Annotated in this window: 10 protein-coding genes and 1 tRNA gene; 5 read left to right on the forward strand and 6 right to left on the reverse strand. The window is 47.7% G+C overall.

The features are described 5' to 3' along the window. Positions 1 to 157: 157 nt before the first annotated feature. From MCB1EB_RS07180 to MCB1EB_RS07190, 3 genes are all read left to right on the forward strand, one after another. The gene (locus MCB1EB_RS07180; RefSeq protein WP_045361756.1) at positions 158 to 376 is read left to right on the forward strand and encodes a YMGG-like glycine zipper-containing protein; all 219 of its coding nucleotides are present in this window, start codon (positions 158 to 160) and stop codon (positions 374 to 376) included. Between the two features lie 451 nt (positions 377 to 827). After that, positions 828 to 4,253: a hypothetical protein gene (locus MCB1EB_RS07185; RefSeq protein ID WP_045361754.1), complete on the forward strand. Its 3,426-nt coding sequence runs from the start codon at positions 828 to 830 to the stop codon at positions 4,251 to 4,253. 86 nt (positions 4,254 to 4,339) lie between these two features. Next, positions 4,340 to 4,413 (forward strand) — tRNA-Met (locus tag MCB1EB_RS07190). Positions 4,414 to 4,677: 264 nt separating this feature from the next. Here the strand turns inward: MCB1EB_RS07190 and MCB1EB_RS07195 are convergent. From MCB1EB_RS07195 to rimO, 6 genes are all read right to left on the reverse strand, one after another. Then, positions 4,678 to 5,742: an ABC transporter substrate-binding protein gene (locus tag MCB1EB_RS07195; RefSeq protein ID WP_232034096.1), complete on the reverse strand. Its 1,065-nt coding sequence runs from the start codon at positions 5,740 to 5,742 to the stop codon at positions 4,678 to 4,680. A gap of 26 nt (positions 5,743 to 5,768) precedes the next feature. Continuing rightward, positions 5,769 to 6,704 (reverse strand): LysR family transcriptional regulator, encoded by a 936-nt coding sequence (locus MCB1EB_RS07200; protein WP_045361749.1) that lies wholly within the window; start codon positions 6,702 to 6,704, stop codon positions 5,769 to 5,771. A gap of 756 nt (positions 6,705 to 7,460) precedes the next feature. Beyond that, positions 7,461 to 8,003 carry a DUF6013 family protein gene (locus MCB1EB_RS07205; RefSeq protein WP_232034097.1) on the reverse strand — a complete coding sequence of 181 codons (543 nt, stop codon included), beginning with the start codon at positions 8,001 to 8,003 and terminating at the stop codon, positions 7,461 to 7,463. 101 nt (positions 8,004 to 8,104) lie between these two features. Then, positions 8,105 to 8,944: a phosphoserine phosphatase SerB gene (serB, locus tag MCB1EB_RS07210; protein ID WP_045361746.1), complete on the reverse strand. Its 840-nt coding sequence runs from the start codon at positions 8,942 to 8,944 to the stop codon at positions 8,105 to 8,107. 6 nt (positions 8,945 to 8,950) lie between these two features. Further along, complete coding sequence (locus MCB1EB_RS07215; protein WP_045361743.1) at positions 8,951 to 10,126, reverse strand: cystathionine beta-lyase; 1,176 nt, start codon at positions 10,124 to 10,126, stop codon at positions 8,951 to 8,953. Between the two features lie 34 nt (positions 10,127 to 10,160). Continuing rightward, the gene (rimO, locus tag MCB1EB_RS07220) at positions 10,161 to 11,537 is read right to left on the reverse strand and encodes a 30S ribosomal protein S12 methylthiotransferase RimO (RefSeq protein ID WP_026921957.1); all 1,377 of its coding nucleotides are present in this window, start codon (positions 11,535 to 11,537) and stop codon (positions 10,161 to 10,163) included. Between the two features lie 241 nt (positions 11,538 to 11,778). Here rimO and rnr point away from each other — a divergent pair, with 241 nt between their 5' ends. Together rnr and rlmB are read left to right on the forward strand one after the other, a co-directional pair. Further along, positions 11,779 to 14,202 (forward strand): ribonuclease R, encoded by a 2,424-nt coding sequence (gene rnr / locus MCB1EB_RS07225; protein WP_045361740.1) that lies wholly within the window; start codon positions 11,779 to 11,781, stop codon positions 14,200 to 14,202. Positions 14,203 to 14,217: 15 nt separating this feature from the next. Then, positions 14,218 to 14,961 carry a 23S rRNA (guanosine(2251)-2'-O)-methyltransferase RlmB gene (rlmB, locus tag MCB1EB_RS07230; RefSeq protein WP_026921959.1) on the forward strand — a complete coding sequence of 248 codons (744 nt, stop codon included), beginning with the start codon at positions 14,218 to 14,220 and terminating at the stop codon, positions 14,959 to 14,961. Positions 14,962 to 14,981 lie beyond the last annotated feature (20 nt).

The following is a 14,981-nucleotide window of genomic DNA, read 5'->3' on the forward strand; positions in this document are numbered from 1 at the left end:
TCGTGCGCAAGCTTCGCATGTGCAGAAACATTTAAATACAAATTTATCCGCAATCCATACGATTCGACGCAAATTCATGGCGTAAGATTATCTATAGCTTGGCACTGCGCCTTAGCTACACAGACCTTTTTAGCGCATCTTTGAAGGAAACCCCACCATGGAATTAAAAGCGATCAAATCTCTTAGCGCCGCCATTCTTCTTGCCAGTATGGTTGTGAGTCTAACCGCTTGCGAAAGCATGACAACTCGCCAGCGCAATACCGCCATTGGCGCAGGCATCGGCAGCGTGGCTGGCGCAGCGCTGGGCGGCAATATGCTGAGTACGCTGGGCGGCGCTGCCGCTGGCGGCCTCATTGGCAATCAGGTGAAGAAATAGGCAGGGTTTTCATCATCAGCGAGCAGATATAAATCTGCTCTCGCCTAGTTAATAACTCCAGGCGGATTCATTTGGCGCTTTAGCTTTAAATAAACCTATTTTAAGTGAAAATAAAGTAGGCGGATTGATCAATCACAAAGCTCAATGTAATTTAAAATAAATTTTTTTATTATCTGTATTAAGCCATCAGGCCATCATAGAATAAAAATTCGAAGCCTAAGCGCGCGCAGTGCCGTCGTCCATGCATAAAAAACTTTAGAAAATAATGCTTGACACACAAAACGGCGCCTTGCTTGGCGAAAAATCCATTGCTCTTAAATCGTTAAGGATAACTTCTTTTCGCATCCGCCCGCATCAATCTTTTGAATTAGTAAAACAATCAGCCTATAGCAGATCAACATTGCAATAGGATACCTAGTCAATTTGATTAGGTCGCACAACAGGATATTCTGTGGAACGCACGCCTGCCTCTTCAGCCAGCGCCCGGTCATTGGTAACTCTAGTGGAAGAAACGTCTTCCTTAACTGACACTCCATTGAGTTACAGCGAGAAGCGCATCCAAAAGCGCATCGAAAAATTACAGGCTGAGTTTACAGATTTGCTCGATCTGAGTTTTGGTAAGCCGACCCCCTCCATTTCATCTAACCTTGCGTTTACCCCGACTAAGATCATTAGCGATCATGTCAGGCCGCCGGATACCGCGGCACGGCCATTAAAAACGATTGCTGAAGTCCGCCCTCTTCCTCCCATACCTACCTCTGACGCATCTCCGCCCGATCTTAAACGCGCTGGAAAATTATGGCCGCAATGGTTATCCAAGCTAAATTTAAAAAAAGCGGTATATGCACTCAAGCAGCGCGCAGTAAAGAAAGAGGCTGATGACTGGGCCAGCTCAATTGAGTATGCCATTAAACCAAAACAGCAACTTGATGCTAATTGCCTCGCACCAGGGCAAATCGACAATGTATTGCTCGACTTATTTCCCGCGGCGAAAAAGCATGAAACGCATCAATTCCTTCAATCGATCAACACGCATTTACAAAAAACTCAGTCTCCCTCTAATTTTCTAGAACTCGGTCTGATACCTGTTGCCTATCAGCTAGCGCAGGTTTGTGAGGGCGACTTGCAGCAGGCCAAGCAGGTATTAGAAAGGCTTACGAAAAAACTTGAAATAAATCCGACGGGCGCTCAAGTTGCATCTAAGATCGATGAACTCGCCTGGCGTTGCGCCCAAGAAATGGCGCATTTGAAAGGCACTGTCTTAACTGCTTTATTAAGACTGCAAAATTTACCTCGTGAGCAAACCGGTATGTTTAACACCGGCCCAGCAGAGGTTTTAACAGTTTATTTACAAGCCTCATACTTACTCAATGAATTACTAGGCCCACGCGACTCGGCTTTGATCAACCTGAATGATCTCAACACAAGGAGTCAGCTTGAGCAAGAGCCTAAAGCCGATCTAGCGCTGCAGGCCCTTAAATCCGCCCGTTTGCTTGACCTAAGCTTATCTTCTGAATTTCCAAAAAAATCCCTTGACCGATCTCAAGCCGCCGCTTTTCGCCTCTGGCAATGGGGTTTTCGTGAAAATCAAGAAGGCTCGGAACTTTGCCGAGTTAGAGACCGTTCTTACAAAGCCGGAACTGACTGGGTCGAGCGCGGGGATCGCCACAAAAAAATCCGAGACGAAATCGCACAAACGTCCATTTGGAGCAAACGATATTGGCGCGCGCGCGGAAAACAGATTGCCAAGAATTTGCGCAATGTGGCTAACCAAGATAAAACGCCCTATGCGCCAAACGATAATCCCTTATTCGGGATCGATCAGAAGCAGATCCAAGAGTATAACAACGCTCTGATTGATGCTTGCCAGCTACTCTATAACGAAGGCATGAATCGACTCAATACCCGCCAAATCAGCCCAACCCCTCGGCGTGATTCCGAGCGGAATTTATTTCTAAACACTGTGCTTCAGGTAGCCCAACTCGAGGCATGGACCGAGCAATCTATCTCATCTCAGACGAAACAAGGGTTTGCCCACCCCCAAAATTATGACTTAGCAACTCGTGCCAGTCGCAAAATACGGAAAAAGGCAACGCGGCTTATTGAAAGCCAAGCCAGTCGACTTCCTGCCACGGAAATTAAAGCAATGCTTGAGATGTTAGAGGTAAAAATGGTGCCGTTGAGTCGCTTCAGATTTTTTCGCTCGCGCTCTAAGCACTTGAAATCTGCTCCATTCGATTTGAACGCTCTCAAAAAAATAGGCGAAGATTTTTTTTCAAATAAAAATGAAAAAAAATTTTCGGATAAATATGGTTTAAAAAATATCCAGAGAAATTTTAATGATCGAATCCAAAAAATAGAAAAATTAGCCCCTTTTATCACCCCAGCGCTCGATGAAATCACAAGTGAAACACTCCATAAACAAGCACAAGCTTTCATGGAGCAACATCAGACGGGCAACTCTCGCCAAACCACCAGCGGCGGTAGAAGGGGTATCAACGTAGCATTACCAATTGGGCTTGGAGTCAGTATTATTCCTTCTCTAAAGGCTTCCCATAGCAACCAGGCCACTTATAAAATTGGCTCCACCGAATCGACCCGTTTCTTTGCCTTTGGAGCTTCGAAGCAAAACGCCGGCTACACTGGCGTTAACGTTGTTGCAGGCCTCCCTCTTATTGAAGAACAACCTAAATTAAATATTATTGGCGGTATTGGCGCAGGTGGCGGCCCCTTCGGACGATGGACCAAAGGGTATGACGCAGAAATCTCCACTCGCAGACCTGTGCCTAGCCGCAGCCAACTCTCTAGCGAAGACAGCGAACGGGAATGGCGTAAAAATGGCGAAGAGATGGCTAAGCTATATTGGGAATCAGTTAAAAAAGCCACCGATGCTAAAGATAACTTGGAGTATTACGCATCCGAGTGCTTTTACAAAAATCCTAATATCGCGTTAAGTTGGCAAAAAATAGGGCAGACTGAACTGGGCTTCTTCTCAGGCGTTTTTATGGGATCCCAATTAGATGTCAAGCAACCTATACGATTAGGAGGCGCCCTGACTCTTTTCAATGAAACTGTGCTCCATGACAAACGCACTGTACAGAGCAATCAGCAACAAAGTGAAGAGAAAAGTCGCGGCTGGAGAAACAAAACGATGCTCATGCAATCCACCTCTCTCGCTCCGACTGGAATTCCAATCTCCAAAGAGAGCGATCTTACCCTCAGCTTACGCAGCAAAGCGCTCTTGCCTTCGCTCATACTTTCTTCATCACGGCGTGGGCACCTCAATGTAGTGCACATAGAACAAGACGAACAGGGCATTATTCCTGAATTGACATATCGCGATGTCATACATCTAAAAGCGCGCGACTTTGAACATCATGCTAGACAACGTTGGACTAATCTACCTGGTCAAGAGGCCCTAGAAGGTTTCTTAAATACAAAAATAGAAACACCTAAAGCGTATCCAGTTTCTGCGGAACGTTTGCTCATCAACCCAGCAATCGCGGCGCAATTGGACGAATGCGCAAACCTAGCCACGGTATTAAAGCAAAAGCAGAAAAAACATGAGCTCAAATTAGTCGCGCAAAAAGATGCAAGCCATGAAAAAAGATCCCATCTCAAAGCGCAAATCCAACAACTGACGCAGCGCATTCAAAAGCTTGATGACCTAGCCAAAACGCTGATAAAAGCAGAAACTTCATGGGTTCCATCTCATTTATATAGCCAATTGCAAGGAGAAGATAATCATACGCCAGGCCTAAAATACCTAGTGGTAGTGACTCCCGAGCGCAGCGCAAGCGGGGTGAGCGATATACAAAGGCTGCCTATTCCAACCTTCAAAAACGTGACAACGAGTAACCCAATCAATCAACCCTAATCTAATTCTGCGCGTGGATTCGCAAATAAGAGAAATGACCTATTGCACATCCTACAATATTTTGTTATAGTTCTTCTCTTACCGGACGCGGGGTGGAGCAGTCTGGCAGCTCGTCGGGCTCATAACCCGAAGGTCGTAGGTTCAAATCCTGCCCCCGCAACCCACAGATTTTTATAAATCAATAGCTTATCAAAGCGCAGTTTTTCGCCATACTTTTGGTGAATTTCTGATCAGAATGACAAGATTCCAATAGAATTTCCCCCCAAAATACTGCAGTACCTTCTCCCCTACTTCTTTATCTGCTGAAAGCATCCAGCGGCTTATCGCCGGACGACAGACATAATTCAGTCAGCATATTCCATTTGTTGGGCTAGCCACATTGGGTCACAGGCACATTAGATGAATTGGTGATATACCTCGGATATCAACCCAAGAGCCAATGGTTAAATCGTTGGATGATGTCATCCTGTTTAAGCCAATACGAAGCATCAATAAATAAACCTTTTTTAAGGTTATCTGGATGAGTCGGAAGACGCTTAACATATTTTGGATCAATATAATTTGGCTTAAAAGCGTCAGGGTGAGTCGGTCCAATTCCGTATGGCGCGAGTAGCGCTTGCCGCTCTGGGAGACAGGCAAACCGAATAAATTGTCGGCATGCATCGGCGTTAGGGGTTCCCTTTAAAATTGCCCAATTGTGACATCCGTAAAGGTGCTGTTCCCATGAAATTGCGACCGGTGCGCCAGCATCTATGGCAGCCTGCGCCCAAATACTAAAAACAGGGATTAAATCAACTTCACGGGTTTTCAGAAAGTGTTCGGTCTGCGGTCCGCTGCCCACCCACCAGACTGAGACATCAGACTTAATTTTATCAAGACTACGAAGCGCTCTATCGAGATTACACGGATAAATCTCTTTTGCCGGAACACCATCTGCCATTAATGCAATTTCAATCGTGTCGTAAGGAAGCTTACGTAGACTACGACGGCCCGGGAATCCTTTTACATCCCAAAAATCCTTCCATAATTGCGGTGCTTGACGCCCTTTAAAAGCATCTATCCTATATGCAAGTACGGTCGCATATGCATTCGTGCCGACTCCGTACTTAGATCTAAAATGAGGCGGAATCGATGAAACAATAGGATCGTCTTCAAGCTCGTGTTTTTCTAGATAAACCTCCTTGCCTATTGTCAGAAATGGAATCGCCCGATGACTGATTGCCACCATATCCCATAGATAACTCTTACTCTTAACCATCGTTCGAATCTGCGCAGTCGGTTCTGCATCAGACTGGACGCTCCTCACTGGAATACCCGTCTTGTCCGTAAAGGGCTGGTATAAAATATCTTGATATATTTTTGTATAAATTCCACCAGGATCACGTATGACGATCGGCTTCCGCCGCGACGCCGCTCGAGAAGGTGCCCATACAAAAGGGGCGGTTGCAGCAACGGCGAGCGCCTTAATGGTTGTGCGACGAGTAATCAAGTTGATCCACCAGTGGTTCAGTTTCGTTAATGAGCGCTCAGATTCTTAGCAACCTGCGCGCAAGCTCCTAATTTTGCTTCGAGCATTCTAAATAATTGATTCATTGCCGGAAGAAATGGCTTATTCCTCTTGACGGCCAAACAAAGCTGGAACGCTTGAAAACATTGGTGATCTATTTCAAGCGCCACCAGTTGACCCATTTTAATTTCCTGAGCTGCAGCAAGTGCTGACATCAACGTTCCGCCGTTGCCAATACTAGAAAACTTTTTTCGGGTAGAAATAGAATCACTGATAAATGCTGGAATTAGCTGAATATTCTCCATGCGTTCGGCTTCTTGAATCATATGCCACAAATTAGATGCGGTGGACGGCAACGCCAGAGGGTAACGCGCAGCCTCTAAGAAAGTAACCTTTTTTTGGCTAGCCAGCGGATGATTAGGATTAACCACTAAGCACATAGGAAGTGGCGCACAAACACTATACTTAATATTTGGATCATTTAGAGAATAATGGCTCATAATTCCGATATGCGCTTCATCTGCGATTATTTCGGCTACTGCTTGATCAGCTGTACTTGTTTCTTTAATCGAAATATTTAAGCCAGAATGCTCTTTACAAAAATCACCTAGCACACTTTCTACTAGAATCTCACCATACGCTTTGAGCACAACAATATGAATTGTGCCTCGCTTCATTCCGCGCAATTCCTGTAAACCTACTTCAAAATCTTGCTGAGCTTTCTGAGTATGATGATAATAATCAATTAATAACGCTCCCACCTCAGTTAATGCCATACCTCGAGAATGTCGCTCAAATAATTTTTCACCTATCTCTTCTTCTAGTAGTGCAATCTGGCGGGTGATAACAGAACCATCAGTATTTAAATAATCTGCGGCTTTGCGGATTTGCCCATGAGTGTGAACTGCGTGAAAATAACGCAATCGCTTTTGATTAATAATCATTTCCTTTGCTCCAAAAGCACTCCCATTTAATCTCAAAAAAAATTATAGAGCGAAATCAAAAAAGCCAATTTTGCTTATTCATTTTTTAATGTTGCTGTCTAGTATAAAATACTTTACTTGAAACCTAGAAAACCCACCACTAATTTTATATACACAGCGGTTCATAAGCAACATTTTAAAGATTTATTCACTAAAGATAGTGGGAATATAGCAGCCAAATTTTATTAAAAAACTACGATAAAATATGAAATTCGTATTTAATAAAATTTTTTCCGATCATACTTGCATTGGAATCAGTTCATTGAAGACGAGCATACCTTCGATGCAGCATGATTCCATGACTAACACCCCTCTAGGCAACTGTATTTTCCCTATCGTCGCTTCTTTGGTGAATTTCAGCTCAGAATGACAACATTCCAATAGCATTCTCTCTCTAAATAATATAACTCCACTTTGTACCAAAAGAGCAGCAATAAAATTTTAAATTCCTAATTGATTTAAATCTGCCCTGACGACGATACAAACGTGGAAGTCAATACATGGAAATGCATAGGTTTCATAGCAGCATAGGCTCGGAGCCGATAAATAGCATCCATATGCATTCCCCTTTTAAGGTTATCTAGGTAGCTTGTAAGGCATATGTTTTGCTTAGATTTAAGCATTTTGATAGATATGCTGCTTCCAAGAAAACACTATTGGGGCGACACACTCTGAGCAATTACTGTCTGTACTTCGCGCTGGGCTATCAAACGCCTCTCACCTAGTCGCAGTCACCGTCAAAATTGTTCCATCCGTCAGCTTGATGGTCTTGGAGACTCCATTAGTGGGCAAGGTAAAGCGCACAATTTGGTGATGCACGCGATCTTTAGGGCAGCGCACCTTTTGGCCGCTTTTCTTTTTATAAAGATAAGTTCCTTGAGGCGCATGAGCGCGAAAACTTAATTGAATCGTTGCCACACCGTCTTGGCCGACAATCGGCGCAAGCCGCACTTTTGTCTGCCGCAACATTGCATGTTCGCTGTCACGCGGTACATTTTCCCAGTCAGGGCACTGCCGATCTATCGGTACAGCCCCCGCAGGCGGCACAGTTTTCCAGGTAAAATCATCCACTTCACCGGATGCAATCAGGCGGGTTTCTTGTGCATTACCATAGAGCTTGGACACCACTTTGACCGTGTAATGAATCGGCGCATCCAGAGATTTAGGCATTTGGCCCCGCGCCAACTGCCCCATTCCCATTAAGGCAAAGATGGCAAGCACGCATGAAGCTTTGGCCACTTTAGTGATTGGGTATTTCATAAGTTACTCCTTGGCTTTTTTTATAACTTATTTAAGTATATTACGCTTCGTCAAAATGACATAAGGCAATAGTTTTTCAGTTTAAACCAATAGCCGAGATTTCATCCAAATAAGCGCAATATCCCGTCCAAACCAATATACTCCAACGATACATCTGCCGCTTGCCGCACCACGGGCTTCGCTCGAAAAGCCACAGACAGACCCGCCGGCGCCATCATTAACAGATCATTGGCTCCATCTCCTATCACGATAGCACGCGAAGCCGTAATCCCCAATTCAGCACACACTTCATAGAGCCGCCGCTTTTTGGCCTGAGCATCCACAATCTCACCCACCACCTCACCAGTGAGCTTGCCATGATGAATGCCAAGCCTATTCGCGTATGCATAATCCAATCTGAGACGAGCGGCCAGCCGCTCTGTAAAGAAGGTGAACCCGCCCGAAACTAAAAGCGTATGCAAACCTGCGGCTTGCACTCCGGCCAGCATGCGTTGTGCTCCTAATGAGAGCTTTAGACGTTTCCGCCATACTTGCTCCAACACATTGGCATTGAGTCCCTTTAACAAAGCGACTCGACGCCGCAGGCTTTCCTCGAAATCAATTATCTCGCCACGCATAGAGGCTTCGGTCAGGGCCATTACTTTAGATTTAAGACCGCAAAAATCAGCTATTTCATCAATGCATTCGATCGTGATCAGAGTCGAATCCATATCCATCACGACTAAACTAAATTCAGCCAAAGACCTTGGCGGCATATATGCACAGTCAAGTTGGTGCTGCGCGCACCAGGCCGTCACTTGCGCCCGCAAAGCTAAATCCACATTGAGAATACGTGCGGCATAGTCATCCAGGCGCAGCGCCGCTACGCCACCAGCCACTACGCGCGCCTGCTCAAGTTGCGCACTAGACAGTAGTTGAGTACTCTGAAGAATAAGATTCATTGAACTTTAGCCTAGCAAATGGGTCGACATACTGCGCTCAAGATCTGCGCGCAAATCACGTTCGTCTTCCAAGCCAATAAAAAAGCGCACTAACCCGCCGCGATGAGGCCAGCGCGTCGCCGTGCGCAGCGGTGCTACATCATAAGGTAGCGCCAAGCTTAATGCGCCGCCCCAGCTGAACCCCAATTTAAAAAATTGGAGCCCTTCAACAAAACGATCTATTTGCGCGGATGTATATTTTTCATCAAACACAACCGAAAATAATCCTCCCGAGCCAGAAAAATCTCGTTTCCAAAATGCATGGCCTGGGCAGTCCGGTAACGCCGGATGTAATACAGCCGCCACTTCAGGTCGTGTTTTTAACCACCGCGCCAGCGCCAATGCACTCTGTTCATGAGCCGCGTAGCGCACCTTCATACTAGGCAAACCGCGCAAGACGAGAGCACAATCATCGGCGGAGACCCCAAACCCAAGCTGCATACGCGCTTGCTTGAGTTTCAAATACAGTTCCGTATCTGTCGTGAGCGTAGCGCCCATCAAAATATCACTGCCACCAGACTGATATTTAGTCAGGGCTTGCACCGAAATATCGCAGCCATGTTCAAACGGCTTAAAAGCGAGTCCGGCTGACCAAGTATTATCTAGCGCTGTGTAAATACCTCGTGCCCGAGCAATTTGCGTGATGCCACGCACATCCGGCACTTCCATCGTCACCGAGCCCGGCGCTTCAAGCCAAATCAAACGTGTATTAGCCTGTATAAGCTGAGCAATGTCGGCGCCTATGAGCGGATCATAATAACGGGCAGAAATACCAAATCTCGCTAGCCAAGCGCCATAATCACGATTTGGCGTATAGGCATTATCCGGGATCAGCACATCATCGCCCTGCTGTAGCAAACCCTGATACACATTCACAATGGCGGCTAAGCCGGAAGGCTGCAGCAAAGCCTGTGTCGCACCCTCAAGCGCAGCCAACTGCTGCGCGAGAGCATGAGAAATAGGAGTGGCGTGCAAACCATAGCGCCATTGCGCATCATGACGCCAGTCAAGCGCACGCAACGCGGCGAGATTGGGAAAGAGAACGGTCGAGGCCCGTGTCACGGGCGCTGGTATTGCCGCCCAGCCGGCTATCAGGTTGGCTTGTGCATGATGCACAAGCTCAGTTTGCAAATGCGTATCCATAGACAATCATCGTACTTATTAGTAGGTTAACCGTTCAGTTCGTTACGCTAGACACTTCGCCCCATAAATCATGCCCTTGCGCGCCAGTAATTTTTACGTCAACGAAATCCCCTGCTTGATAGGTGTGGGAAGCATGAGTCACTGGCTCAATATAAACCACACCATCGATTTCCGGCGCATCTGCAGACGAACGCGCGATACCTCCAGCTTGATTCACTTCATCCACCAAGACCCGCAACGTCTGCCCTACTTTACGCTTTAAACGCTGCACTGATACGGCCTCCGCCACTTCCATAAAACGCGCGCGCCGCTCATTGCGCACGGCATCAGGCAGTGCCCCCGGCAGTTCATTCGCCGCAGCGCCGGCTACCGGAGAATAAGCAAAGCACCCAACCCGATCCAACTCGGCAGTGCGGATGAAATCCAGCAAAGTTTCAAACTCGGCCTCCGTTTCCCCGGGGAAACCTGCAATAAAGGTGCTCCGAATCGTCAGCTCAGGACAGAGCGCGCGCCACGCTTGCACTCGCTCAAGCGATTTTTGCGCATTCGCGGGGCGTTTCATCCGTTTTAACACCGCCGGATGCGCGTGTTGAAACGGAACATCTAGATAAGGCAAAATACGCTGCTGCGCCATCAACGGCAGCAGTTCGTCGACATGTGGATAGGGGTAGACATAATGTAGGCGTACCCAGGCGTTATGCTCAGCCGCTAACTCACCCAATGCAGTAGCCAGCTCAGTAATCCGGGTTTTTAATGGCCGGCCACGCCAAAAGCCCGTCCGATATTTAACATCAACCCCATAGGCGCTAGTGTCCTGAGAAATCACCAAGAGTTCACGTACGCCCGCGCGCAGCAAATTCTCCGCCTCTAGCATAACTTCCGCTATCGGCCGCGAGACTAAATCGCCCCGCATCGACGGAATAATACAAAAAGTGCAATGGTGATTGCAGCCTTCAGAGATTTTTAGGTAAGCGTAATGGCGAGGGGTCAACTTTAAGCCTGCGGCAGGCACTAGATCCGCAAATGGATCATGCGGTTTTGGTAAATGGCGATGCACCGCCTGCATGACTTCGCCCACTGCATGCGGGCCAGTAACGGCGAGTACTTTCGGATGGATGTCTTTAACCAAAGAACTGCCACCTTGGCTTTTTCTCGCTCCCAAGCAGCCCGTAACAATCACTTTACCGTTTTCGTGTAAAGCTTCGCCAATCGTATCCAAACTTTCCTGCACGGCTTCGTCAATAAAACCACAGGTGTTCACAACCACTAAATCCGCGCCGTCATAGGTTGCTGAAATTTCATAGCCCTCAGCACGCAATTGGGTCAGAATTTGCTCGGAATCGACTAGAGCCTTGGGACAACCTAACGAAACAAAACCAACTTTAGGTATAGAATGAGCGGGCACCGTCATATATAATTAAGAGTAAAGATAAAAATAAGAAGGGCGCAGAATACAACAAAGAAAACATTAAGCCAAACTCATCAACGCGAAAGGTTGATATAGCTTAAAATTTATACTATTTTGTATAAATATTATTACCTGTTAGAATATCTCTGTCTAGCTAAGAGCAGGGGTGAATTAACTTTATTTCTGTACTTTTACCTCGCTCATACAAGCAAACCCGCTTACAACAAAAATCATTAATCAGCCATTGAATAAATTCCCATATCCGATTCCAAGCCGCGAAGAGATTCTGAGCGTATTGCGCGCGAGCACTGTCCCGCTAACCGCCAAAGATATTGCGCAAACCCTCTCGGTCAAAGCCAGAGAACAAGACGGTTTTCTCAAACGCCTTACCGCCATGGAGCGTGATGAGCAAATTCAATCTAGCCAAGAAGGCTATTTACAATTAGCTTCATCCTCGAACTTTATAGCGGGCCGCATTCAAGGTCACCGCGATGGTTATGGCTTTTTAATTCGTGACGATGCACAAACCGACCTTTTTCTCTCCAACGCTGAAATGCAGAAAGTCATGCACAACGATCGTGTCCTCGCACGCATCGTTGGCTACGACCGCCGTGGACGGCCGGAAGGGCATATTGTAGAAATCACTAAGCGCGCCAATACTCATGTGATTGGCCGTTTGCTGAATGAAAATGGCGTACTGGTGCTGGCCCCAGAAGATAAACGCATTGGCCACGATATTATCATTGCCCCGCGCGCTCAAGGCCAAGCTAAGGCAGGACAGGTCGTAAGCGTTGAGCTAATTGATTTTCCAAGCCGTCACACCGCCCCGCTAGGCAAAGTTGTTGAAATCTTAGGCGAGATCGACGATCCCGGCATGGAGATTGAAATTGCCGTGCGCAAACACGGAGTGCCCCATCAATTTAGCGAGGCCGCCCTGGCACAGGCTACAAAGTTGCCTAACACAGTGCGCCCAGCGGATTTACACCAACGCGTTGACCTGCGCGATTTGCCATTAGTCACGATCGACGGTGAAGATGCACGCGACTTTGATGACGCAGTCTATTGCGAACCGGTCAAAGTCGGCCGCGGCAATGGTTTTCGGCTGATCGTCGCGATCGCAGATGTATCTCATTATGTGAAGCCGAATGATGCGCTTGACACGGATGCTCTAGAGCGCAGTACCTCAGTTTATTTTCCGCGCCGTGTGATTCCAATGCTGCCAGAAAAACTGTCGAATGGACTGTGCTCGCTTAACCCAGGCGTAGATCGCTGCGCGCTGGTTTGCGACTTAGTGATTGACGCCCAAGGCACGCTCCATGCGTATCAATTTTATCCCGCTATGATGCATTCGGCGGCACGCCTGACTTATACTGAGGTCGCCACTATCTTAGCGAATACCAAAAGCCTTGAAGCCCAAAACCGCGCTTCCTTGCTCCCACATTTACAGCACTTATATGGCGCTTATCAACTACTTGTAAACGCGCGGCAGAAGCGCGGCGCGATCGATTTTGATACGGTCGAAACGTATATTATTTGTAACGCACTTGGGAAAATTGAGCAAATTGTCCCGCGCTCGCGTAATGAAGCGCATAAATTGATCGAAGAGTGCATGTTAGCCGCCAATGTATGCGCTGCTGACTTCTTAAAGCGCCATAAACACGCTGGGCTATATCGCGTCCATGAAAGTCCTACCGAAGAAAAACTTGCCAATCTACGCAGCTTTTTGCGCGGCGTTGGGCTCTCGCTTGAGGGCGGCGCTAAACCACATGCAAGCGACTATAGTGCTCTAATGGCGCAAATCCGCCAACGGCCAGATGCGCAAATGCTGCAAACTATGTTACTACGCTCCATGCAGCAAGCCGTTTACAGCCCAGACAATCTTGGTCATTTCGGCTTGGCTTACGAAGCTTACGCTCACTTTACCAGTCCAATCCGACGTTATCCTGATTTACTCACGCATCGGGCAATTCGCGCTCTTTTAAGCGGAAACCGCTATGAGCCAGCACTTTTGCCAAAAATGCAACTCAATACCGCTCTGAGCAGTCGCGCACAGGCCTTACAAAACGAAGCCAACAAAAACAGCGCTCACCCTTCTCACAAAGGACCGCGCCAAAGCCATTCAGCTATTTGGAACGAGCTCGGCCTCCATTGCTCAGCCAATGAGAGACGCGCAGATGAAGCCTCGCGCGATGTTGAAGCCTGGCTTAAATGTTATTTTATGCGCGATAAACTGGGCGCAGAATATGGCGGCTTAATCAGCGCGGTGACTTCATTTGGCATCTTTGTACAGCTTGATACGCTGTTTGTTGAAGGTCTAGTGCATGTCACTGAACTGGGTTCAGATTATTTTCAATATGATGAAATTAAAAATGAATTGCGCGGCGAGCATACCGGGACCCGCTACCGGCTGGCAGATCGGGTGCGTGTGCAGGTCAGCCGAGTTGACCTAGACACGCGTAAAATTGATTTTGTTTTGGTGCAAGATACTCCAAGCAAAATCTCTCATAAAACCCCAGCGCATCCAATAGCCAAGACTGGCGCTGCCAAAGCTAAGAGAAAACCTAAAGCAAAAACCCCACTCGCAAACCCAAAGTCTGCCGAAACGGCTCAATCCATATCCCGCGATAGTGCTAAGACTAGCTCAAAACGCACGCGCAAAAACACTTAATTTCTTCTTTAGAGTATGGCCCATCTCAAACTTCTTTACGGCTTTCACGCAGTCACAGCACGCTTGCGCTATGATGCAGCTACCATCAGCGAAATCTTATATGACCCCAGCCGCCGCGACCGGCGCATGCAAGATTTTTTAAAGGTCGCTAGCGTCGCCGGGGTGCGGCTTATCGCCGCAGAAGAGCAACGACTGCGGGGCCTCGCCGGCACGGATCGCCACCAAGGCATCGTCGCGCGCGTAGCCGAGGTCCACCTCGCCCATAATTTGGCCGAGTTGCTCGACGGCATAAGCGGACCCGCACTTTTATTAGTACTTGACGGCGTCACTGACCCCCATAACCTTGGCGCTTGCTTGCGCGTCGCAAATGCAGCCGGCGCGCAGGCGGTGATTGCCCCGCGCGACCGCGCCGTGGGACTTAATGCTACCGCAGCAAAAGTAGCCAGCGGCGCGGCAGATACAACCCCCTATATTTCTGTCACCAACCTAGCACGCGCGCTACGTGAATTACAAGCAGCCGATATTTGGGTCGTCGGCGCTGCCGATGATGCTCCGACAAGCTTATATGAGACCAAACTAGTTGGCTCACTGGCATTAGTCATGGGGGCAGAAGGCGAAGGCATGCGTCGCTTAACCCGCACAACCTGCGATGAAGTCATGCATATTCCAATGGCCGGTAGCGTTGAAAGCCTAAATGTATCCGTAGCCAGCGGCGTCGCTCTGTTCGAGGCGCGCCGGCAACGTATCCTAGCGAGTTAAGCGCTAAAACCCCATAAGCA

The organism is Mycoavidus cysteinexigens, assembly GCF_003966915.1.
Lineage (GTDB): Bacteria > Pseudomonadota > Gammaproteobacteria > Burkholderiales > Burkholderiaceae > Mycoavidus > Mycoavidus cysteinexigens.